This window comes from Erythrobacter sp. F6033, assembly GCF_023016005.1.
Lineage (GTDB): Bacteria > Pseudomonadota > Alphaproteobacteria > Sphingomonadales > Sphingomonadaceae > Erythrobacter.
Genome location: NZ_JALKAZ010000002.1, coordinates 15,029 through 36,127 on the forward strand (window position 1 = coordinate 15,029; position 21,099 = coordinate 36,127).

25 protein-coding genes are annotated in these 21,099 nt (G+C 56.4%); 5 read left to right on the forward strand and 20 right to left on the reverse strand.

Annotation, left to right across the window (positions count from 1 at the left end):
- Window positions 1-79 precede the first annotated feature (79 nt).
- From MWU39_RS12080 to MWU39_RS12100, 5 genes are all read right to left on the reverse strand, one after another.
- Window positions 80-1,936 (reverse strand): asparagine synthase-related protein, encoded by a 1,857-nt coding sequence (locus tag MWU39_RS12080; protein WP_247160391.1) that lies wholly within the window; start codon window positions 1,934-1,936, stop codon window positions 80-82.
- Window positions 1,937-1,941: 5 nt separating this feature from the next.
- A complete protein-coding gene (locus tag MWU39_RS12085) occupies window positions 1,942-2,235 on the reverse strand; it encodes a PqqD family peptide modification chaperone (protein ID WP_247160392.1) in 294 nt (97 codons plus the stop codon).
- 21 nt (window positions 2,236-2,256) lie between these two features.
- Entirely contained in the window at window positions 2,257-3,204 is a 948-nt protein-coding gene (locus tag MWU39_RS12090; protein WP_247160393.1) for a hypothetical protein, read from the reverse strand.
- Between the two features lie 209 nt (window positions 3,205-3,413).
- Window positions 3,414-4,064, reverse strand: a complete 651-nt coding sequence (locus MWU39_RS12095) for a 2OG-Fe(II) oxygenase (RefSeq protein ID WP_247160394.1) — start codon at window positions 4,062-4,064, stop codon at window positions 3,414-3,416.
- Window positions 4,051-4,635 (reverse strand): hypothetical protein, encoded by a 585-nt coding sequence (locus tag MWU39_RS12100; RefSeq protein ID WP_247160395.1) that lies wholly within the window; start codon window positions 4,633-4,635, stop codon window positions 4,051-4,053. Before MWU39_RS12100 ends, MWU39_RS12095 begins: the two co-directional genes overlap by 14 nt.
- A gap of 236 nt (window positions 4,636-4,871) precedes the next feature.
- Between MWU39_RS12100 and MWU39_RS12105 the strand changes: the two genes are divergently transcribed.
- From MWU39_RS12105 to fghA, 3 genes are read left to right on the forward strand one after another with little or no spacing between them, the layout of a single operon-like run.
- Window positions 4,872-5,978, forward strand: coding sequence for an S-(hydroxymethyl)glutathione dehydrogenase/class III alcohol dehydrogenase (locus tag MWU39_RS12105; protein WP_247160396.1), 1,107 nt, complete (start codon window positions 4,872-4,874; stop codon window positions 5,976-5,978).
- The gene (locus tag MWU39_RS12110) at window positions 5,978-6,349 is read left to right on the forward strand and encodes a cupin domain-containing protein (RefSeq protein ID WP_247160397.1); all 372 of its coding nucleotides are present in this window, start codon (window positions 5,978-5,980) and stop codon (window positions 6,347-6,349) included. Before MWU39_RS12105 ends, MWU39_RS12110 begins: the two co-directional genes overlap by 1 nt.
- Window position 6,350: 1 nt before the next feature.
- Window positions 6,351-7,199: an S-formylglutathione hydrolase gene (gene fghA, locus MWU39_RS12115; protein ID WP_247160398.1), complete on the forward strand. Its 849-nt coding sequence runs from the start codon at window positions 6,351-6,353 to the stop codon at window positions 7,197-7,199.
- 69 nt (window positions 7,200-7,268) lie between these two features.
- Here the strand turns inward: fghA and MWU39_RS12120 are convergent, their stop codons facing one another.
- Window positions 7,269-7,877 carry a TetR/AcrR family transcriptional regulator gene (locus MWU39_RS12120; RefSeq protein WP_247160399.1) on the reverse strand — a complete coding sequence of 203 codons (609 nt, stop codon included), beginning with the start codon at window positions 7,875-7,877 and terminating at the stop codon, window positions 7,269-7,271.
- Complete coding sequence (locus MWU39_RS12125) at window positions 7,874-8,386, reverse strand: flavin reductase family protein (protein ID WP_247160400.1); 513 nt, start codon at window positions 8,384-8,386, stop codon at window positions 7,874-7,876. The genes MWU39_RS12120 and MWU39_RS12125 overlap by 4 nt, the downstream gene beginning before the upstream one ends.
- Window positions 8,387-8,642: 256 nt before the next feature.
- Here MWU39_RS12125 and nhaA point away from each other — a divergent pair, with 256 nt between their 5' ends.
- Together nhaA and MWU39_RS12135 are read left to right on the forward strand one after the other, a co-directional pair.
- Window positions 8,643-9,836, forward strand: a complete 1,194-nt coding sequence (nhaA, locus tag MWU39_RS12130) for a Na+/H+ antiporter NhaA (RefSeq protein ID WP_247160401.1) — start codon at window positions 8,643-8,645, stop codon at window positions 9,834-9,836.
- A complete protein-coding gene (locus tag MWU39_RS12135; RefSeq protein ID WP_247160402.1) occupies window positions 9,833-10,699 on the forward strand; it encodes an alpha/beta hydrolase in 867 nt (288 codons plus the stop codon). Before nhaA ends, MWU39_RS12135 begins: the two co-directional genes overlap by 4 nt.
- Here the strand turns inward: MWU39_RS12135 and MWU39_RS12140 are convergent.
- The 13 genes from MWU39_RS12140 to MWU39_RS12200 form a co-directional block, all read right to left on the reverse strand.
- Complete coding sequence (locus MWU39_RS12140) at window positions 10,686-11,075, reverse strand: flagellar protein FliS (RefSeq protein ID WP_247160403.1); 390 nt, start codon at window positions 11,073-11,075, stop codon at window positions 10,686-10,688. The two genes, MWU39_RS12135 and MWU39_RS12140, sit on opposite strands and share 14 nt — an antisense overlap.
- A gap of 17 nt (window positions 11,076-11,092) precedes the next feature.
- Window positions 11,093-12,475: a flagellar filament capping protein FliD gene (gene fliD / locus MWU39_RS12145; protein WP_247160404.1), complete on the reverse strand. Its 1,383-nt coding sequence runs from the start codon at window positions 12,473-12,475 to the stop codon at window positions 11,093-11,095.
- A gap of 110 nt (window positions 12,476-12,585) precedes the next feature.
- Window positions 12,586-13,716: an EscU/YscU/HrcU family type III secretion system export apparatus switch protein gene (locus tag MWU39_RS12150; RefSeq protein WP_247160405.1), complete on the reverse strand. Its 1,131-nt coding sequence runs from the start codon at window positions 13,714-13,716 to the stop codon at window positions 12,586-12,588.
- Complete coding sequence (locus MWU39_RS12155; RefSeq protein ID WP_247160406.1) at window positions 13,713-14,510, reverse strand: flagellar biosynthetic protein FliR; 798 nt, start codon at window positions 14,508-14,510, stop codon at window positions 13,713-13,715. The genes MWU39_RS12150 and MWU39_RS12155 overlap by 4 nt, the downstream gene beginning before the upstream one ends.
- A complete protein-coding gene (locus MWU39_RS12160) occupies window positions 14,507-14,779 on the reverse strand; it encodes a flagellar biosynthetic protein FliQ (RefSeq protein WP_218404195.1) in 273 nt (90 codons plus the stop codon). Before MWU39_RS12160 ends, MWU39_RS12155 begins: the two co-directional genes overlap by 4 nt.
- Before the next feature lie 13 nt (window positions 14,780-14,792).
- The gene (gene fliP, locus MWU39_RS12165; protein ID WP_247160407.1) at window positions 14,793-15,581 is read right to left on the reverse strand and encodes a flagellar type III secretion system pore protein FliP; all 789 of its coding nucleotides are present in this window, start codon (window positions 15,579-15,581) and stop codon (window positions 14,793-14,795) included.
- Complete coding sequence (locus MWU39_RS12170) at window positions 15,581-15,859, reverse strand: flagellar biogenesis protein (protein WP_247160408.1); 279 nt, start codon at window positions 15,857-15,859, stop codon at window positions 15,581-15,583. Before MWU39_RS12170 ends, fliP begins: the two co-directional genes overlap by 1 nt.
- Window positions 15,856-16,176, reverse strand: a complete 321-nt coding sequence (locus MWU39_RS12175) for a FliM/FliN family flagellar motor switch protein (RefSeq protein WP_247160409.1) — start codon at window positions 16,174-16,176, stop codon at window positions 15,856-15,858. The genes MWU39_RS12170 and MWU39_RS12175 overlap by 4 nt, the downstream gene beginning before the upstream one ends.
- Complete coding sequence (locus MWU39_RS12180) at window positions 16,173-17,120, reverse strand: FliM/FliN family flagellar motor C-terminal domain-containing protein (RefSeq protein WP_247160410.1); 948 nt, start codon at window positions 17,118-17,120, stop codon at window positions 16,173-16,175. Before MWU39_RS12180 ends, MWU39_RS12175 begins: the two co-directional genes overlap by 4 nt.
- A complete protein-coding gene (locus MWU39_RS12185) occupies window positions 17,117-17,704 on the reverse strand; it encodes a flagellar basal body-associated FliL family protein (RefSeq protein WP_247160411.1) in 588 nt (195 codons plus the stop codon). The genes MWU39_RS12180 and MWU39_RS12185 overlap by 4 nt, the downstream gene beginning before the upstream one ends.
- A gap of 33 nt (window positions 17,705-17,737) precedes the next feature.
- A complete protein-coding gene (locus MWU39_RS12190; RefSeq protein WP_247160412.1) occupies window positions 17,738-19,321 on the reverse strand; it encodes a hypothetical protein in 1,584 nt (527 codons plus the stop codon).
- A complete protein-coding gene (locus MWU39_RS12195; RefSeq protein WP_247160413.1) occupies window positions 19,318-19,800 on the reverse strand; it encodes a hypothetical protein in 483 nt (160 codons plus the stop codon). Before MWU39_RS12195 ends, MWU39_RS12190 begins: the two co-directional genes overlap by 4 nt.
- The gene (locus MWU39_RS12200) at window positions 19,766-21,094 is read right to left on the reverse strand and encodes a FliI/YscN family ATPase (protein WP_247161080.1); all 1,329 of its coding nucleotides are present in this window, start codon (window positions 21,092-21,094) and stop codon (window positions 19,766-19,768) included. The genes MWU39_RS12195 and MWU39_RS12200 overlap by 35 nt, the downstream gene beginning before the upstream one ends.
- Window positions 21,095-21,099: the final 5 nt, after the last annotated feature.

Genomic DNA, 21,099 nt, shown 5'->3' on the forward strand with positions numbered 1-21,099 from the left:
ATGGTATTCTCCCTTAATCCCGTCAAAGACCATCTGACCGGCGCGTTGTCAACATTCGGTAGGCTGGGTATCGAAATCTTCAGTTTTCTCGAAGCCATAAACACAATTGGCGTACATGCCACATGACATGGCGTGACCTCATAACAAGCGGATCCATCGGATTGACAGGATTGTCGATAAGCGTCTGTGTTGCGTCGAAATCTTCACGGACAAACAGGGTCTGAAGTTCTTGTGGCAGATCATCAAAATGGATTTTCGGGTAAGATTCAGATCGCAATTCTGCCCCGAGAAACGGGCCCATATCTTTCGTAGGCTGCCATGCAATGCTCGCAGGAATTGTATCGGCGACTGCGTTTCTGTGAAGAAGGCGCCCCATCTGGCCTTGCCGCTTCTCAATCGAGGGGGTGCCAAGAAACATCTGTATCAACCGGCGATCGTAAAGCGGGAAGCGATAATCCATCCCATACGTCGCTGCGAACAGGGCCGAAGATTCCAGTCTTCCAGTCCGGCCATATCGGAATCCAGGGGAAAGCGCAGCGATCTTGTTGAGCTTACCCTCCTCGACATCGGGGAGCATCCACGTCTCGATCCGCTTTTTCAGGCCGCTATCCTCGAAATATTCGGAAGAAACAAACGACGCCGCGAGCTTCGCAGAAAGCTGCGAGCGGAGGCCACTGTTTGGATCATGCGGCCCCTCAATCAATCTCCTCAGAAAGCGTGCAGACCGACGCATCGGGCTGCCCTCGATCTCGGCAAATACCGCGCGCCATTCGCGCCGGTGGTGCAATTCATCGATCAGGTGCTTGGCGTAGCTGGTGACAATCTCATCTCCGCCGAAACCGGAAAGAACACTGCGAACGCCAAGGCCTTGCGCGCTTGCAAAGAATCCTGCGCTCAAGAGCGGCTGGCCGTGCTCTGGAGGATGGCCGATAGCTTTGATCGCGCGGTCTACGCTCTCATCAATACGCAGGATTTCAGGCGTGATATCCCTTTGGTTGCAAAAGGGTCCCAATGCAGCGGACAGTTCATCAAGCAGGTCGATCTCGCGCTGGTGAACAACCATCGAATAAGTATACAAGCGATCCAGATCGTGCGGGAAAACCTTGACCAATCGGCCGAGTATTGATGCTGAATCCAGACCTCCCGAATTTTCGGCGCCAATGAGAAATTCGCTGCGGGTGCGGACATCCACTGCATTGTTGAAACCTTCACGATACCGCTCCACCCATGCTGCGTCGCGGGTCGTCGAGTGCGGAGCTTCCAGATCAAACTCGTGATAGCGCTGTGGTTCTTCGGGCTCGCCGTTTCTTATCGTGAGGTGATGACCGGGTAGAATCCGAAGAACGCCTTCATAGGCCGTCTCTTCTTCCGCAAGGCTGAATCCCGAAGCAAATAATGCGATCCAATCCAGATTGGGCTTGCGGGATGTGCCCTCAATGTTCTTGATCGCTGCAATTGATGTTGAAACGACGAAATGGCTGTTTGTGCTGGTGTAAAAGAGTGGCTTCACACCAATGGCGTCTCGGGCACAAAAGGATTCATTTGTGGCCGGATCGTGGATGATGAAGCTGAAATCCCCTTCCAACCGATCAACGCAGTCTGTCCCCCATTTGCGATACGCCGCGAGGATGATTTGCGGGTCAGACAAGCTGGTATGGTCCGACAGACGCAGTTGAGCACACAGTTCAGGTCGATTGTCCAACCGCACCCAACAGGCAATGATCCTTCCTGTTTCTCGGCAAATCTCCGGCGTGCGTTCTAGCAAAGATGTCGGCGTATTGTGATGAAGTGCCTGTGCAATCAGCGCTCTATCATCGTCCCACCCGCCCGCTGCATCAGGGGGGGTGTATGGGGCGAGCGCATCAATCAAAGCGTCGCTTCGGACAATTTCTCTAGGCGGCTTCCCGCCCTTTCGAGCCAGTATTGCGGCAAACATGCCGATCAGTCAGCTGGGCGCACCAGCCCCTTGTCCAGCAACATGGCCAAGTATTCAGAGATCAGGCTTTCAGGATCGCCTGCGCCTTCCATGTCGTACTCTGCTTTCAGAGCAGCGACCAATTCGCCCACACATAGAGGATCGGCGAGCTTTTCCCATATGAAAGGCCCGCTGCCAGTGAGCGCGAAATAGGACCCTTGCTGCACGTCCATCATGACCAATTCGCCGTCCATATCCGTCGCCACCACGTCGCTAGCTCGAACATATCGGACGTCTTCTGCAATTGTTATTGTGCTCATTCTGGCCCTTTCCGATGGCATCTAATCAATAGAGAGAGCGGCCAAATTGGGCAAGTGATGCGATTGTTGAAGATCGAGGATCATGTCGACCAGCGCATCAATCTCAAAACCATCGCGAGAACGCGAAACCCTTACTATCTCAGTCGCCTCACAGAGTTTCGATACTTGGGCCAAGCACTGCTTTTCGTTTTGCAGGGCGAGGTTGAAGATCGGACGATAAATGTTGTTACGAAGTGCGGTGAACTTCGAGAAACCGATGAGAGGAGTTGCAGTTGTCTGGTCAGACGGGGTTTGATCCAGAAGCACAATCAAACCGGGCTTCAATGGCGCCGGGCTTACGGGTTCAGGCAATGGAACATTCCACTTGGGACGATCGCCTGGTATTCTTTCGAGACCGCGTTCGTCCACCCCAAGCTGGGCGACGGCATCATCCCATAACTTAATCCGGGCCAAACCGGGGTAGATCATTCCATCCGATGCAATCGGGCAGACATCGTCGGACAGCACACCATATCCGCGTAGCATCATGGCCGCTGCTGTGGTCGACTTGCCCGCACCTGATTCCCCCATACAAATCAGCGCAGTCCCATCGGGCATTGCAAGTGCATTGGCATGGAGTACCAAAGCGCCTCGTTGCGCGAGCAATGCGCCCATTCCAGATCCGAGCAAGTAAGCGCGAAGCTCTGGCTGAGTGAGACAATCGCTCGCTTGGTAGCTGATCGTCCTTCCATCCAGGATCCGCATCGTCAGTTTGCCCGGGATGTGCATCCAGATTTCTCCGGGTTGCCCCCTAAGGTAATCGTCAATCTGAGGGAGTTCGGCAGATGCCGACCAGTCCAACTGCTCTTCTCTGATGTGAATGTCGGGCGAAGCTTCATCCGGTGTGGGCATCAGCTCTGGCAAGGAGATATCACTCGCGACGACGAGCCCGTGGATCACTCCTATCACTTTCGATGCGGTGGATGACAAAACGATCGAAACTCCCGGTTTCAGTTATACTTCGTTGGCCGGGCAATGGCGTACCGATAGTCCTTTGGTCCACTTACCTTTGCACCGTATCATCAAAAAGCAATGGTCGAACAGCAACGCTCCACGGTGTCTGTCGCGCTGTGCAAGGCCAAGACCAAATCAAGTTTCGCACATCGAGGGAGCAACACAGAAGGTGTAGGGGTCGAGGCTCATTCTTGGGTGCTGGGTTCGCCCGTCTGATTGATCCAGCAATTTACCGAAAAGCGTCCTGCCTCAAAATCCTGTGAAGGCACGGCTATCGGCAGCACTTCGTGGAAAAAAATGGAAGGGAAGAACAGCATAGTGTTGTTCTGGGGTTCGACCCGAACCGATTGCGTTTGATCCAGCGAATAGAGCTCGAGCTCACCGCCTTGAAAGCGCTTTGGCTGAGTGCAGTAATAGTAGACGGCGCTGATCACTCTGAAACGTCCTGCCTCGCCCCGCACGGTATCGATATGCCGAGAGAAAAACGCTCCGTCGCCATTGTGCACTGCTTCAATCTCGAAGCGATGGGCTGCGGGAAAAGGAACGCCGATCGCATCTGCTATCCGAGCTTCGCAAGCTCGGATGCGCCGCTTAAAAATTTCCTTAAACACTGGATCGATCTTGCGTTGTCCTGAGCGCCGCGTGCCTGTGTTGACGATGCCTCCCTCTATTCGACCATCACGGTTTTCCGTGATCTGGCTCGGCGCATAATCCGTTTCATGAGCGAGTGAATCTTCGAGTAGCGCCGCATGTTCGGATGGAGACAGAAAATCGGTTTCCACGTGGTGTCGGGGCAGCCGCGCGGTGACCGAAGTCGAAATGTTAGCTTGCTTCATAATAGCTATCGATTGGATCGGCGGCGCGTCCATCAAACGGACGCTCCGCAAATTCTCCGTCGGCAAGCACATAGTGGAAAAGCAATTGCATCTGCGAAGCTCCGACAAATGGTTGTCGCCAATGAGGGACCTCGTGACCTTGGTATAGCAATGCGGTTCCGAGCTTTAGGCTGAGAGCCTGCTGATTGGACTGCATATCCTCGATCCAGATCGGCCAGTCGACGTCTACCGGGTTTCGATCAATGGTAATACTTGCGCTGATTTCACACCCAACGCGGTCAACGTGACGCTTTAGCTCCGCGCCTTCTTCATAGATTCGCCAATATGCAAAGCTTTCAACCAGTTTGCGGCCGATGGCGTCTTCGAACACCGGCCGGCAATGCCGCAAAAGCATCTCTCCGATTGCGGGGGAGTATTCATCCCTAGCCTTGAATACGCAGCCTGAATTTCGTTCCCGCATTGGGGAATGCCTTGCTTGGTGAGAGAGCGACGCAACCGCGAGGTCAAGCTTCGATTGATCGAACAGATCCTCGATCACAACGTATCCGCGTTCCCAGAAGTGATTTTTCACTGTTCGGTCCAGTCCATAGTGTGGCGCGTGTCACAATTCTTAAAGATCATGCCGCATCTATCGAGGCATGTCCATTTGGACCTCTGGAAGAGGCCTGACCGCTGCAATAGGAGCCTTACGCAGCTCGGGCGGAGCAGAGATGCGTGGGGTGTCCAGCGCCCAATCCACTCTCGCGATGATCGCGCTGCGTGCTATGGCTCGCGGCGATATCCAGATTCGCGAGAGGAACCCGCCAAATGAAGACCCGCGCCGCCGTCGCCTTTGAAGCCAAAAAGCCGCTCGAGATTGTCGAGCTTGATCTGGAAGGGCCAAAGGCGGGCGAGGTGCTGGTTGAAATCATGGCCACAGGCATCTGCCATACCGATGCATACACTCTGGATGGTCTCGACAGCGAAGGGCTCTTCCCAAGTGTGCTCGGCCATGAGGGTGCCGGGATCGTGCGCGAGGTTGGCGCAGGCGTTACTTCGGTAGTGCCGGGCGATCATGTCATCCCGCTTTACACGCCTGAATGCCGCGAGTGTAAAATGTGCCTGAGCGGAAAGACCAATCTGTGCAGCGCGATCCGTGCGACGCAAGGTCAGGGGCTGATGCCGGATGGCACTTCGCGTTTCTCCTACAAAGGCGAGACGATCTACCACTATATGGGCTGCTCCACGTTCTCGAACTTTACAGTCCTGCCCGAAATCGCGGTTGCTAAAATCCGCACCGATGCTCCGTTCGAGACCAGCTGCTACGTCGGGTGCGGTGTGACTACAGGCGTCGGCGCGGTGGTCAACACAGCCAAGGTAGAGCCGGGAGACAATGTCGTGGTTTTCGGCCTTGGCGGGATCGGCCTCAACGTAATCCAAGGTGCGAAGATGGCAGGCGCAGAACGGATTGTGGGCGTCGATCTAAACCCAGCCAAGCGCGAATGGGGCGAAAAGTTCGGCATGACCGATTTCGTCAATCCCAAAGAGACTGCGAATGTGGTCGAACATCTGGTGGAGCTGCTGGATGGCGGAGCGGATTACTCGTTTGACTGCACAGGCAACACAGACGTTATGCGCGACGCGCTGGAATGCTGCCATAAAGGCTGGGGCACATCGATCATCATCGGCGTTGCCGAAGCGGGCAAAGAAATCGCGACGCGCCCGTTTCAGCTGGTGACTGGTCGCAACTGGCGAGGCACCGCTTTTGGCGGAGCGAAAGGCCGGACCGATGTGCCCAAGATCGTCGATTGGTATATGAACGGCAAAATCGAGATCGACCCGATGATCACGCACAAGCTGACGCTTGAAGAGATCAACAAGGGCTTCGACCTGATGCATTCGGGCGAAAGCATCCGCAGCGTGGTGGTCTTTTGATGGAGGCAAATGACACCCCCTCCAAGATCAGCCTGGACGAGAAATTCGCTCTGTTCTCCGACCAATGGGCTCCGCGCCTCGCTGCACGTTACAATGGCAACGAAGTGCGCCTCGCCAAGGTCGAAGGTGAGTTTCAGTGGCATCACCACGCTGAAACGGACGAGCTGTTCCTTGTGATCGACGGTGAGCTCGACATGGAGTTTCGAGACCGCACAGAGCATATGACGGCAGGTGATATGATCGTCGTACCGCGCGGAACCGAACATCGCCCTTGCGCGCGTTCGGGCGAAGCGAAGCTGCTGATTATGGATGCCGAAAACACGCCCAACACCGGCGATGAAGCCACCGCGTTCAAACCGGTCGAGGTGTAAATTGAACCTTGAAACCATCTCCACAACGCGCAGTCACGGAGGCACTCAGGGGGTTTATTCGCATGTCTCCAAAGAGACCGGCACGGATATGACATTCGCCGTGTTCGTTCCTAATCATGCTCCGGGCGAAAAACTGCCGGCCCTATGGTATCTCTCTGGCCTTACCTGCACCCACGCGAACGTCATGGAGAAAGGCGAATACCGCGCCGCTTGCGCGCAGCACGGGATCATCTTCGTTGCTCCGGACACCAGCCCGCGCGGCGACAAAGTGCCCGATGCAGATGACGAATATGATTTTGGGAAAGGCGCCGGGTTCTATGTCGACGCCATTGAGGAACCATGGTCGAACAATTACCGCATGCGCAGCTATATTGAGCGCGAATTGCCGGAAATCCTGGCTGCCGAATTTCCTGCTGACATGCAGCGGCAGGCGATCACTGGCCATTCGATGGGTGGCCATGGTGCACTCACCATCGGGCTGCGCGGCGGCGGGCGTTTCCGCTCAATCAGCGCGTTCAGCCCAATTGTCGCACCCAGTCAGGTTCCTTGGGGCGAAAAGGCACTCGGAAGATATCTAGGCGACGATCGCGAGGTGTGGCGCGAGTATGATGCAGTCGCTTTGATCGAAGATGGCGCGCGGCACAGCCACATCCTCGTCGATCAAGGTACAGCGGACAATTTTCTCGAAGAACAATTGCAAACGCATCGCCTCGCCGAAGCTTGCGAAGGTGCAGGAATGGCAGCGGAAATCCGCATGCAGGATGGCTATGACCACTCCTACTTCTTCATTTCCACCTTTATGGCCGAACATATCGCCTGGCATGCGCGGCATTTGAAATCGGAAGGGTGATCTGGTGGTGTAAGGCGAACGCTGACGCTGTTTCGCTGCACCCAAATGATCCTGTACTAAGCTCTCGTCCTAAGCCGGAGAGATAAGGCGCGAAATTTGTCCGCGCAGTTCGTCACGATAGGCAGCTTGGACCTTTGCGAGCTCATCGGCTCCATAGAAACGTTCAATAACCGCGCCAGACGCGACGAAATATTCTATCGATGAGATCAAAGTGTAGACTGCAGCCAGTTTCTTGGAAAACGGCATGTCCGCTTTGCCTTCGATCAGATCAAGCCTCGCAACGATGGCATCCAGGAAATTCTTGAGATGCCATTCTTCCGGCGGAGCATTGCGCCTTTGGTTGTCGAGCAATTCGCGCATCAGAACAGTCGTGTCCAGCGGGTTGGCAAGTGCGACCCTGTAAATGCCGAGGATCATATCCTCAAATTGCCGCGCGGCAGGCGCGCCGGGCGATGTGCTGGATTTTACAGCCGCGAGCAGCCGCTGCGAAATGCGCTTGAACACCTCTGCGTAGAGGTCCTCTTTGCGCTTGAAGTGATACAGAAGAGCTTGTTTGGAAAGATTCAAGCGCCCGGCGATCTGCGCAATGCTGGCTCCGTAAAAGCCTCGCGCTGCGAATTCTTCGGCGGCAACGACAAGCAATTGCTCGCGCGTCGCCTCTGGCACTTCACGGCTCATGACTTCACCGCGCAAAAGCGCCCTTCAAAGAAGCCAAGTGCAGGAACAGTGCCCTCTTGCCGCGACATAGCCAGAACCTCCCCCAAAATCATCGTATGATCGCCTGCAGGATAGCTGTTCCATCGGCGGCATTCAAATGCGGCGAGCGCCCCTTTTAAAACAGGCATGCCTGTCGCTGTCTTGTCGAAATCGGAAGCACTAAGAGCGCTGTCGCCCCGCGCCGCATAACGACGTGCGAGAGCCTGTTGCCCATCGGCAAGAATGCTGAACGTAAATCTCTCGGCGTTCAGGTACTCATCATACTGGCTCGCAGAATTTTGGAGGCTCCAGCAAAGCAGCAGAGGGTCTAGCGAAACCGAAACCAGCGAATTGATCGTCATTGCAGACAACCCGCCAATATCACTTCCGTCGCTGTCGCCATTTGCGCGGTCGAAAGCGATCACGCACACACCTGTGGCGAACAAGCTCATCAGCTTGCGAAACTCGGCCTGCTGGGCCGCGTCTGCCATGGGTGGATGTGACAAGAATAACTCCGGTAGGCGTATTGGGTGGAAAGCAAATGATCAGGACTGCGGGCGCGTTCCCCCAGACCGCCGCAATTGTCAATCAATGTCGAAGTTTATCGGGATCGAAGCCAGTGATTTCAACGCAGATTGCCGAATGCGAACGATTTAATCCAATTTATTCCGATTTTCGGGCACCGATGCACACTTTGCACGTTCTATGCTGCAACAGATACAGAATCTTGCATAGGATTGACGGGACATGATTGATCGGGTGGGCGCCGCGCTTAAGGACTTTCTCAAAAAGGAGAGCGCTGGGGGCATTGTTCTTATCATTGCCGCTGCTTTGGCATTGGTGATTGCCAACAGCCCTCTTGCGGCCGGTTACTTCGGCACGCTCGAAGGAAAGCTAAACTTCTCTTACGGAGCGTTTGAGATCAACAAGCCGCTGCTGCTGTGGATCAATGATGGTCTTATGGCGATCTTCTTTTTCCTCATCGGCCTCGAAGTGAAACGCGAAGTTCTCGAGGGACAATTGTCGAGCTGGAACAAAGCGTCGCTGCCTTTGATCGCAGCGGTCGGCGGGATGGCAATCCCGGCGCTTATCTTCCTCGCCTTCAACTGGAATTCGCCGGAGACTATCAATGGCTGGGCTATTCCTGCCGCAACCGACATTGCCTTTGCCCTTGGCATTCTGTCACTGCTCGGTCCGCGTGTCCCCGTTGCTCTAAAAGCGTTGTTGCTCGCGGTTGCAGTGATTGACGACATTGGCGCCATTACCATTATCGCGATTTTCTACTCCGGCGAATTGAAGCTCGATATGTTGCTGGGAGCAGGCATTACGTTTGCTGTGCTCGCTGCGGTTGGCCGAGCGAAATTCGGCTCTCGCATCCCTTACGTTCTACTCACCGTTCTGATGTGGGTCTTCGTGCTCAAATCGGGTGTCCACGCAACGCTCGCCGGTGTGGCCGCCGCATTCTGTGTACCGATGGTGTCGCGCCGCGGCGAACGCCTGCTGGAAAAGATGGAACACGGACTGCACAGCTGGGTCGCCTTTATCATCATTCCGATCTTCGGTTTTGCCAATGCGGGCGTTTCGCTTGTCGGCATTTCGCCTGCCGACTTGCTCGCTCCGCTGCCGCTTGGCATCGCGCTGGGTCTGCTTATCGGTAAGCAGATCGGTATCTTCGGTTTTGCTTGGGTCGGCGTGAAGATGGGCTTTGCCACGCTGCCTGAAAATGTCGGGTGGAGGCAGATCCATGCGCTGTCGTTGCTGGCGGCGATCGGCTTCACCATGAGCCTGTTCATCGGCAACCTCGCCTTCACCGATCCGGCGCTGGTCGATGCGGTCAAACTGGGCGTCCTGTCAGGTTCGCTAGTTGCCGCACTCGCAGGGTTCTTCATGCTCAAGGCCACCTTGCCCGAGCCGGCTTTGGGCGATACCGCGAAAGCATGACACCCACGCAAAAGACCCTAGAGGTCAATGATATCAGCCTCGCTTATTTCGAATGGAATGGCGGGGCTGATGCTCAAAAACCCCCGATGGTGTTCGCGCATGCGACTGGCTTCCACGCCCGTGTATGGGACACGATCATCGCGCACTTCCCGGATCGCCATATCTTCTCATTGGACATGCGCGGTCACGGGCGATCAACCGGCGGTCCAATAGAACATTGGCAGCAGCTTTCCGGTGATGTCTGCGCCTTTCTGGATGCGCGAGGGATCACTGGAGCGGTCGGTATTGGTCACTCAATGGGCGCACACACTCTGCTTCAATCCGCAGCAGACAGGCCGAATGCATTCAGCAATCTCGTGCTGTTCGATCCGGTGATCCTCGCGCCAGAATTCTACACCGATGGTACGCCTTGGTTTACTCCCGACAGCCCTCATCCAGCCAGCAGGCGCAAGCGCGATTTTGACAGCGTTGAGGCTATGATCGAACGGTTCGGATCGCGTGACCCGTATGACATTTTCGACCGCCGAGTGTTCGAGGATTACTGCCGCTTCGGTCTTCTTCCGAAAGCCGGTGGCGACGGCTTTGAGCTCGCGTGCCCGCCCGAAGTGGAAGCGAGTGTTTATGCTTCCAGCCGAAGCAATGCAGGCATCCACAAAACTGCTGCGGCACTGGACATTCCGGCCACCATCATTCGTGCCAAGCAGACCAAGACGATGGACTTCAAAGGCTCCCCGACATGGCCAGAACTCGCATCGACCATGCCGAAAGGGCGGGACATGCCGCGCCCCGACATGACCCATTTCCATCCCTTTGAAGACCCCGCAGACGCGGCGCGGATTATTGCCGATGCTATGCGGCCCTAGCCGGAGCCTGTTGAGCAGCGTCTAGAAGGTCGCGAAAATCATCGCGCGCCTGACGAATTTGAACAAGATCGGGTCGCACCAGATTGCTGCCAATCGTCGCCGCAAGACCGCCATAAAATTGCATCAATTGGCCGCGCATCGGATTGTCCGGCGAAACAGACCGCACGAGCCAAATTGCGATACTATGCGCCCGGCCAATGCTCTCTGTAGGAGGCGAATTAGCGGAACGCTCCAGCGCGAGCGACGCCTGACTCAGGGCGCTGACCGCCTCTTCAAGGCATATGCGGGTAAGTTCGCCGTTTGACGATGCCTCGATCCTCGCGTCCAGATCAACACGCCGGTAAGCGGCATCGGGTTTGGATGAAAGCATCTGCATTTTCGGTCACAATCCGCTTAGTTCGAGCTGTTCCAGATTTCGATCTGCTGCTGCAGGAAGCCCAAAGTAGATTGCGAAGCAGAGATTTGACGCTCGGCAGAAACAAGATTGCGGGTAAGTCTTTCGCGCAAGCCATCTTGCTGTTCGGCGATACGCTCTAACCGGCTGTCATTGCGTTCGATCTGGTCCTCATAGCGCGATACCGATCCACCGAGAGAACCCGGGTCGCCTGTTACTGTGTTGGCCCGCGCAAGATTGTCCATCGTTGCGAAAACACCGAAAGGTCCGTTCGTGAACATCGCCGCCGCACCTTCAGGGCTGGCAACAAGCGTTTCGTTCAGGCGATCAGTATCCAGCCGGAATGTGCCATCTCGGCTCAACGAAAGCCCCAGGTCCGAAAGCGTATTCGGCTCTCCTTCTGCCGCGCTTGGCATAACAATTTCGCTGGTCAGTCTTGCAAGGTCACGCTTGAGTTCGCGCGCACCTGGATCATTGCCCAAAGCGCCGCCTTGAGCAGCGGCGACCTCATTCAACTGGCCAGTCAAATCATTCAGCGCCGCGACGAAATCAGCCATCACAGTGGTGATTGCTGCACTGTCATTGGAGAATGCGATGTTAGCGGGCGCGCCCACATTGGTCCCGCTCAGCTCCAGTGTCATACCTTCTGGCAAACCGGTAACGGAGTTACTGGCGCTGCGCATTGCAACGGTATCAAGTTCGAAAATCGCGTCCTGCGATGTTTGCCGCAATTCGCCCGCATCCGTTGCAGGTGTCCACCCCAGATAGCTCAGATCACCGGGTGTTTGTGTTGGGGACGCTGCTGAACTCGTCGGCTCGAGCACAAAACCGTTATCGGCTCCATCGCGCCCTTTGATTACGAGCTGAGCACCGCCGGTTCCTTGAGCGACATAGGCATTCAAATCTCCGCCGCTTTCACCCGAAATTTTCGCGGCCAGAGTTTCAAGCGTGTCCGAGGCATCCACTGCGATGTTGAGCGCAGTCTGCGCAGTGTCTTCGGTAAAACTCGCTCCATCGACTGCGCCGAAGCGGATCGTCAAACTGCCTTCACCGACCAGATCGTCGGCGCTTGTGTAGCTCTGCGACACCAGTGTCTGACTTTGGGCAAGCTGACTGACCTCAAGGGTGTAGCTTCCTTTGGGGCTGGTTCCGGCAGCGGAGGCGACAGTAGCAACCGAAGCGTCGCTGATGCTGGCTTGAGGCGAAAGATCGCCATTGCGGACCCGGTCACCCAAAGCGGATGCAAGCTGTGTGAGCGAGTTGCGCAACAGGGAAGCCGCGGAAATGCGCGCTTCAAGAGCGCTATTGCGCGCGGCCAAGTTATCGCGTTGGAACGAATAGGTCGCATCGGAGATATCCTCGGCCAGTTGGATGAAATTCACCCCACTACCCGCTCCCAGCGATGAAATAATTGATGCGCCGACATTTTCCATATCGCTAAGAACGGCTGCCTGCCCGGATGCTTAAGCCGCAACACCGTAAAGCGGATGGATCAATCCTGCGGGCGTCCTTCAGCATCGAAACGCAGATCCTTCGGCACATCGATGGTGGGCAGTTCTGGCGTCTCCCCGCGTTTGAGCGAGAGAACGAAAGCCACCAGAGTGGCGACCGCGATGTAAAGCTCCTCACGAACCATCTGATTGGTACGGGTTGTGAAGTACACCGAGCGGGCAAGCGCGGGATAGCGTAAGACGGGAAGCCCATCTTCAGCGGCAATCTCGCGCATCGCCATCGCCGTTTCGCCCCTGCCCTTTGCCAATACCACAGGTGCGGGAGCAATGGCTGGATCATATGTCAGCGCGACAGAGAAATGCATCGGGTTCACAATAACAAATTGCGCGTCTTTCATCGCCGCTCCGACCCCGCCCCGCGCGAGATCACGCTGACGCTGGCGGCGGGCCATCTTTACCTCTGGTGAGCCTTCGGATTGCTTATTCTCGTCGCGCATATCTTTATGGCTCATCTTGAGCCGTTTGGAGCGCTGGAACCGCTGCAATGGGTAATCAACCATGCCGATAATGCAGAGCCCGACGACAAGATAACCGACCAGCGTCAGCCCGGCATCCCATGCGAAGGACAATTGTCCTTCCAAGGGGCCGCGCCCGAGCCCCACCACAATCGGGATGTTTGCAGACGCCCACCACCACGCAATAGTACCAAGCAGCACAAGTTTCAGAATGCCTTTGCCCAGTTCGATCAGGCCTTGCATGCCGAACATCCGTTTTAGTCCGGACAAGGGATTGATACGGGAACCTTTGAATTTCAGCTGCTGGGGAACGAAACGCCCTTCTCCCAGAAGCAATTGCGATCCCGCTGTCATCACGATCACCGCCAATCCGATTGCAAATATCGGCGGCAGAATAGTTTCTGCGGCAGAGCCAAACATAGCCTGCGGCGTGAAGCTTTGCAGATCGCCGTGATCAAACCGGAAGCTTGATTTCGCAACGCGCCTAACACTTTCAAACAACCATGGACCGACCATCACAAGCATCAGGGTGCCAATAGCCATCGCAGCGGCCGTGCTGACCTCTTTTGATCGCAGGACATCGCCTTTCTTGGCGGCATCGGATTTACGTTTCTCGGTCGGCTCAAAGGTTTTTTCGCCAGTGCTTTCTTCGCTCATCCCGCGCGCTCCGCGGCGGCGATCAAACCAGCGGACTGATCCAATGTCGCGTGCAGCAAAGCGATGAATTGTTCGACGACAATCGGCATGACCACAATCAGAGCCGTAAGTCCCGCCAGCACACCAGCGGGCAAGCCAAGTGCAAACAGATTAAGCGCCGGCGCAGACCTAGAGATCACTCCTGTGACAATCTGGACCAGCAGCAATACCAGCACCACAGGCAGCGCAATCGCTGCGGCGGTCGCAAAGCCATAACCCATAAACAGCACAACATCGCGGGCTTGCATGTCGCCCATGGCAAACGAGCCTGCAGGGACCATCCGATAGCTTTCGATGAGCAATTCAAACCACAGCAAATGTCCGCCAATTGCGTAGAAAAGCAGCGTCAGGATCAGACCGAAATACGTGCCGAGCGCGCCCGATTGCGCGCCGCTGTTTGGATCGATCGATGTCGCGATTGCGAGCCCCATAGTGCCCGCGATCTGTTCAGCGGCGATGAGCGGAATAGCAAAGGCAATTTGCAGTAAAAAACCCAAAGCAGTGCCGATGATCACCTCCTGCAGAACCGCCAGAATTGCCGCGAAGCTCATCATATCGGGAAGGTCGGGCAGCGGAATCCAGATCGAAATAAAAACGGCAAATGCTAGTGCCAACAGCGCGCGAAGCTGAAACGGGACAGACATCCCGCCAATCATCGGCGCCGCAATCAGCGCCGCGCCGCAGCGGATCGACAGAAACAAGATCTGCCACAATTGCCCTTCGATGGACCCGAAACCGAAATCGAGAACATTCACGCGGAGACCAAAGCGATCTGCGCAAAAATCTCACGCAGGAAATCGCCCAGCAGCGCCATCATTGTTCCGCCCAAAACCACGAAGACAAGCGCCACGATCCCAAGTTTCGGGACAAAGGTAAGGGTCTGCTCGTTCACAGATGTTGCCGCCTGAATGATCCCCACGATGAGGCCGATAACAAGCGCCGCGATCAAAACAGGGCCAGCGATCAAGGCTGTCACCCAAAGGGTCTGATCAGCGAGAGCCAGAAGCTGTGCGTCTTCCTGCATTGCCTGGCCGCCTTCACCCAAAGCTCATGGCGAGGCTACCCATCAGCAGCGCCCAACCATCGACTAGAACGAACAGCAACAGCTTGAACGGCAGCGACACAATGGTTGGCGAGAGCATCATCATGCCGAGGCTCATCAAGACGCTCGCCACCACCAAATCGATCACCAGAAACGGTAGGAACAGCATGAATCCAATCTGAAATGCAGTCTCCAACTCGCTGGTGACGAATGCGGGAAGCAGGATTGAAAACGGCACTTCAGAAGGGTCTGAAAAGGCCCCAACACCCGCAATGTCCGCAAACATCATCAGGTTCGCCTCACGCGTCTGCCGGATCATGAATTCGTGGAAAGCCTCACCCGCACTGGCAATCGCGGCATCCGCGCTCAATGAGCCAGCGGCATAGGGTTCAATCGCAAGACTGTTCACTGCGTCGAGCGTCGGCGCCATCACGAACAGAGAGAGAAACAGCGACAGTCCCACCAGCACCTGTGTCGGCGGCGATCCCTGCAGGCCAATCGCCTGACGTAGGATTGAAAGCACCACCAGAATACGCAGAAAGCTTGTCATCATCAGCACGAGAGCGGGCAGGATGGTGAGCAAGCTCATCACCACCAGCAATTGCAGCGATGTGCTTAGCGGACTGCCCTCACCGGCACCGTCACTGCCCAATGCGCGTTCCATCGCGCTTCCGATTCCAGAAGTATCGGACGCCGGGGCAGCAGCAAAGGCGGCCTCTGGCTGAATGGCGCAAACGAGCGCTGCGATCACGGCGATCGCCTGAACTGCGAAGCGGGTTTGCATTATTCCGCTCCGGCCAAACGGTTCGCGTCAGCCTCGCCAAGGCGTACAAGGCCTTGCCGCGAACAACCGATCAGTATTTCGCGATCATGAAACCGGACGACGGCCAGTTTAAGCCCCGGAGCGATCAGATTGGTCTGAATAAGCTGCACTGACTGATTGCCGCCCTGCGCCGTGTTCAGCCGGGTTTGAAGGTAGCGCGTCAGCCGCAGGCTTCCCCAGATCAACAGACCGAGCAGTGGCAGCAGCAGCGCGAGTCTCAAGACATATTCGACCATCATGATTGCACCGCTCCAACAGAAGCATCAGCCGGTAACGAAGCGGCATCTGGCGTTGTTGGACCGGGCACATCATCCCCGACTAGGCTGACTATCCGCAGAGCAAAGCGACCATCTTGTGCGATCACTTCGCCTTGCGCGATGACCCGGCCATTTGCGGTCACATCCAACAATTCATCCGTCAATCGGTTGAGCGAAACAACGCTGCCTTCGCTTAAGGAAAGCACTTCCTTGAGGGGAAGTTCAGCCCTGCCAAGCTCGACAGAAAGTCGGACAGTGACATTACCAAAACGATGGAGCGCAGATGGGATGGCGGTCATGATGACACCTCTTGAGATGGGAAACGGGTGACCCGGATCGCCATCCGGTCTTCGAGAGAACCCAAACTGCCGAGCGCCACAGTCTCGTCACCAAGCCGCAAGGGTACATCGCGCGCAATGGTGAGCGGAATGTGATCGCCGGGTGCAAGATCATCGAGGCGTGTGAATGAGAGCTCAAATTCGGCAAGAATGGCCTCCAGCCCTATCGGAATGCCGGAGAATGGTGATGCGAGAGCGGCCTGATCTGGCGTCAGTTTTGCCGCCTGGTTGGGTGCAGAATTGGATCCGGCGAGCAACACGCCCAGCGTGTCGTCGGGCACGGCAATGAACGCCTCCCAACTCGCATCATTTCTTGCGACAATCCGTAAAAGGAACAATTGGCAATCGCGGTCGGCGGCAAACGGCTTCAGCCTGCTAGCGCTCTCGCTCCGAACGATCACCTCGCCTTGGGGTTCATCGCCGTCATGCCCGCTTGCCTCACCAGCGCTAGCCCGCGCAATGGCCTTGGCAATTGCTGTCGCAATCTGATCGAGAAGCAAGGCGGCGGAGCGAGGCAATTGTTCCGGCTGTTCTTCGCCAAGAGCGCCTTCGCCGCCAAACGATCGGTCAGTCAGAGCGACAGCGGTTGGCCAATCCATCGAAAAGAGGACAGTCCGATTGTCAGAGCCGCAGCGCAGCAGGCTATTAGCCGCTACGGGACCGATGCGCGCAAAGACCTGCTCTCCCTTCATTGCCTTAGCATCTGCAAGCGTCACTGTTGGACGCCCACCAGCCAAAAGGCTTTCGAGGTCTCGCGACAAGGCACGGGGAAACTCGCGCTGCCATAGTGATAACGCCTCGGCGCGCTCTTCAGGTCGGGGGCCACGGCGCGCCAACTCGTCACAATGACGGGCCAGCGGGCGGGCATCCGCAAAGGCTTTCTCGCTTGATAACTCCATGCTCATTGGACCAGAAACCCTTTGAAATGAACGGCTTCGATCCCGCCGAAACCCTCATTCTCTTCGAGCACATCATTGATGGCGGCGGTCAGGCGGTCAGCCAATTTTTGCTTACCCTCAACCGAGTAGACATCTGCCTCCGGCGTTGCGGCGAGTTGCGCGAGAATTGCCGAACGGATGGCGAGTTCGTGGTTTTGAACCCATTGCAACACACGACCATCACGGCGGGTCGAAACAGCCAGCTCGACTTGAATCAGTCCTGGTGAATCGGCGAGATTTGAAGTGAAGCCATCGTCAAATCCGTAATAGACCGTGCGGAATTCGCTGCCGCCATCGCCATAGACGGTTTCCCCGCCATCTTTGCCTTTGCTGCTTTCAGGCAAAGCATAGGGATCGCTTTCACCCTTTCGCACCATTTGCGGAACGTCGGGACCGGTTTCCGCATCGCCCCCGATAAACCCGGCGGCGAATGCTCCGTACGCACCGCCTGCACCGACCCCGAGCATGACCAATGCGATAAGGACGATTTTCATCATCCCACCCTTGGCCTTTTCGGGCTCTTCGGCCTTTTCTTTCTTATCTTTCGCCATTGAATCTCAGCTCCTTGGAGCGAACTCAGTCGATCAAGCGAACAGACCTTTGCTGGTCAGATTGTGCTCACTTGATCGGGGATCGCTTTCTTCAGATGCTTGATGGTCCAAAGATGGTTTAGACGAAGCTTGGGTTGACCCTGTGGAAGACCCGTAGTGCGGATGACCACTTTGGCCCGCTGCGCTTCCCGAATGCCCGCCAAAGCTGCTGTTCGTGCCGCCATTTGGCTGCCCTGTAGAACCGCCCTCATGCCCTCGAGAGCTTGCACTCGATCCCATGTCAGCGCCCAAAGTAAGGGCACGGTCTGGCAATGCTGCCTGCAATGATGGAAGAAAACCGGGATCGCGGCTGCTCAAGGTTGCGCGCAAGTCCCCTGCCATCTGCTCCAAACGCATATTCACCACACCGAATTCAGAGTGTTTCAGTGCCACTTCTGGTCGGAGGTTGCGCCCGCTCTCTCGCGCTTCAGTCAACTGCGTGACCGCATTTTCCAGGTCGACGCTAGGCCGGATTTCGGGCGGTGGCACAGGCGATGCAGGATTTGTTGCTATGTTTGAGGCTGGCGAAGGGACGCCCATCGTATGGGTCGCGGCAGGCGATGTTACGCTTACCGCGCTTGTCACGTGGCTCGTCGATTGCACCACCGGCTCGGTTTTCGGTACAGGGCCTTCTTGCTTAGGTGAATCGGACTTTCTCGGTTTGGGCGGCAAAGGGATGACGATGGTTGAGTCGTCGTGCTTTGTCTCAATCGATTTCACTTGATCTGGAGGAGCTGCCTTGTCGGCTACATCGCGCCTAACAACGGCATTTTGACTGACAGAGACCAGCGGGCGGATCTCGAATTGATTGCCAATCGAGGGAGCAGCGCTGGGCAGAACCGCGGCCTCTTGTACCGGGACTTGGGCACCGACATCGTCTGTCTCCACCTCAGTAAAAGCATCCTCAGATGTCACCGCAGCGACCTTTAAAGGGGGCGCACGCAAGGCGACCGGATCAGCTGTTTCGCCTGCCTTTTCAGCTGCAGGAACGGTTGCCGAACCAGTCGCGGCGAAATGCCGACCCTTTTCCCTGTCGCCTTTCGGTTGATCCAGCAAAGGCTTGGCCATCGTCTCCGCTGAGTTCACGTCCTGTGGCAATGGTTCAGAATGTGGCTGGCGCAAAACTTCGCGCAGGTCTGTAGATGAAGGTACAACAGGTACATTGATCGCCTGATCGATCACTGCCGCGCTTTTTAAACTCTGCCTAGAAGGCTCGAGTTGCGGCATAGGCAAAGTGGCTAGCAGTGCTTCGTGAGAAACAGCAGATCGTGAAGCAAGCGGCAATTCCTCGCCAACTAGCGGCATTGGTTTGCCGGTCGGAGGTTGGGGTTTTGCCGCGCTGACACTTTGGCCAACTGGCTGACTGGAAAGATCAGTTGGGCTAAATGGAAAGCTTTCAGCCAGAGGTTGGCCGCTTTGTCCGAACTTGGCTTCGAGAACACTCGAAAATCGCATTTCTAACGGTATTTCAACGCTTTCTGTCACTGCCGCATCAAGATCGACAGCGATCATACCTTGGCCCGGTCCAGCGTTCAGACCTGAAATCAAAGAATGTGCGTGCAGCATGTTCGGGTTCATCGGGAATTCCTCAGTTCGTCTTTCGCGCTAATCTGCAACTTGCGTGCCACGTCCTTCTGGTGAGCAGTTTCGCGCTGCTCTTTTTCCGATTCCAAATCCAGTTGCGCTTGGACTGCGCGCTCGCTTAAGCGGCGCATCCTGTTGTCGGCAGCGGCCAAAGCCTCCTGACCACGTTCGATCTGACCTAGTGCGTGATGGCGGGATTGTTCAGCGCGGCCAGCCAGCGCCGCAAGAGAACCTGAAAACTGGCCAAGCCTGCTCACACTTTCACCGTCATTTTTTCCGGCGCGGGATTGATAGAAGACCGCAAGCTCTCGGCTTTTGGTGGCGAGGGCTGCGCTCTTGGTTTCTTCGGTTACGGCTTCCGCAAGTGACCGTATCGCCTCGCGCCGAGCTATCTTTGCTAGCATCTGTTGACGACGAAGCAGGGTCAGCTTTCGTTGCTCACGCATGAGCGGAAACCTGCTCAGAAATTTCACCAAGCTGCACCAAGCTATCCGGTAGGTTCACCGCCTCGCCGCGCGCCTGCGTCAGAAACGCGTCAATTGTTGGCGTGTGCTCAAGCGCGACGTCCAAAACGCGGTCGGAGCCTGCGCGATAAGCACCCATCAGCACCAGATCGCGGTTCTCCTCGCGGGTGGAAATTAATGAGCGCACTTGCTGCGCCGCTTTGACGATAGATGGGTCGACCAAATCATCCATCACGCGGCTAAGCGATGCGGGGACATCGATAGCAGGATAATGGCCACGCTGAGCGAGCTCCCGGGAGAGCAAAATGTGCCCGTCCAAAATCGCTCGCGCTGTATCAACTACAGGGTCACGGGCATCATCACCATCGGCCAGAACGGTATAAAGACCCGTGACCGATCCGCCGGTGCTCGCAGAATTCCCTGCCCTTTCGACCAGCTTGGTAATGGCTGCCAAAGCAGACGGAGGATACCCGCGGGCAGCACCGGGCTCTCCGAGCAACAGCGCCAATTCGCGCGCGGCATGTGCCACGCGTGTAAGACTATCCAGAATGAGCATTGTCTTCTTGCCTCGGGCGCGAAAGTATTCGGCAATGGCGCTGGCATATTGCGCCGCGCGCAGCCGCAGATTTGGCGCATGGTCAGCCGGGACTGCGACCACAACCATCCGCCCGCGCCTGGCGCCCTGCATATGGCGGTTGACGAAATCAGAGACTTCGCGCGCGCGCTCACCAATAAGAGCGACGACGATAATGTCGGCCTCTGCATGACCAGCCATAGTATCGATAAGCACCGATTTGCCGACACCGGACCCTGCGATCACGCCAAGCCGCTGTCCCACACCCATCGTCGCCAGGGCATTGATCGCGCGCACGCCGCAATCGAATGGCACCCGAACGGGCGCGCGTTCCAATGCGCTCTCACGGTGTCCAGCGAGTGGCCAGCTCTGATCAAGTGCCAGCGCAGGGCCACCATCAATCGGCTTGCCCAAACCGTCGACCGCGCGGCCCAACAGGGCCTCGCCAAGCCGCACGGCCCCGGGATTGCCCATCGCTCTGACGGGGGCATTCGGACGGAGTAAAACCGTATCGCCCAAAAGCATCATCAATGAATGCCCGCTGCGAAACCCGATCACTTCGGCAAGAGAGGCTTCGCCATCGTCATTTTCTATCGCTCCCAGCGAACCAATCGGCAGCGGCAATCCGGCGACTTCGACAAGACCCCCGTCGCAGGCGACGACCTTACCCGTAAGCACCGGAGCATTAGAAACATTGAGACTGCGCATTCGAGCGAGTTCGAGCTGCATTTCAT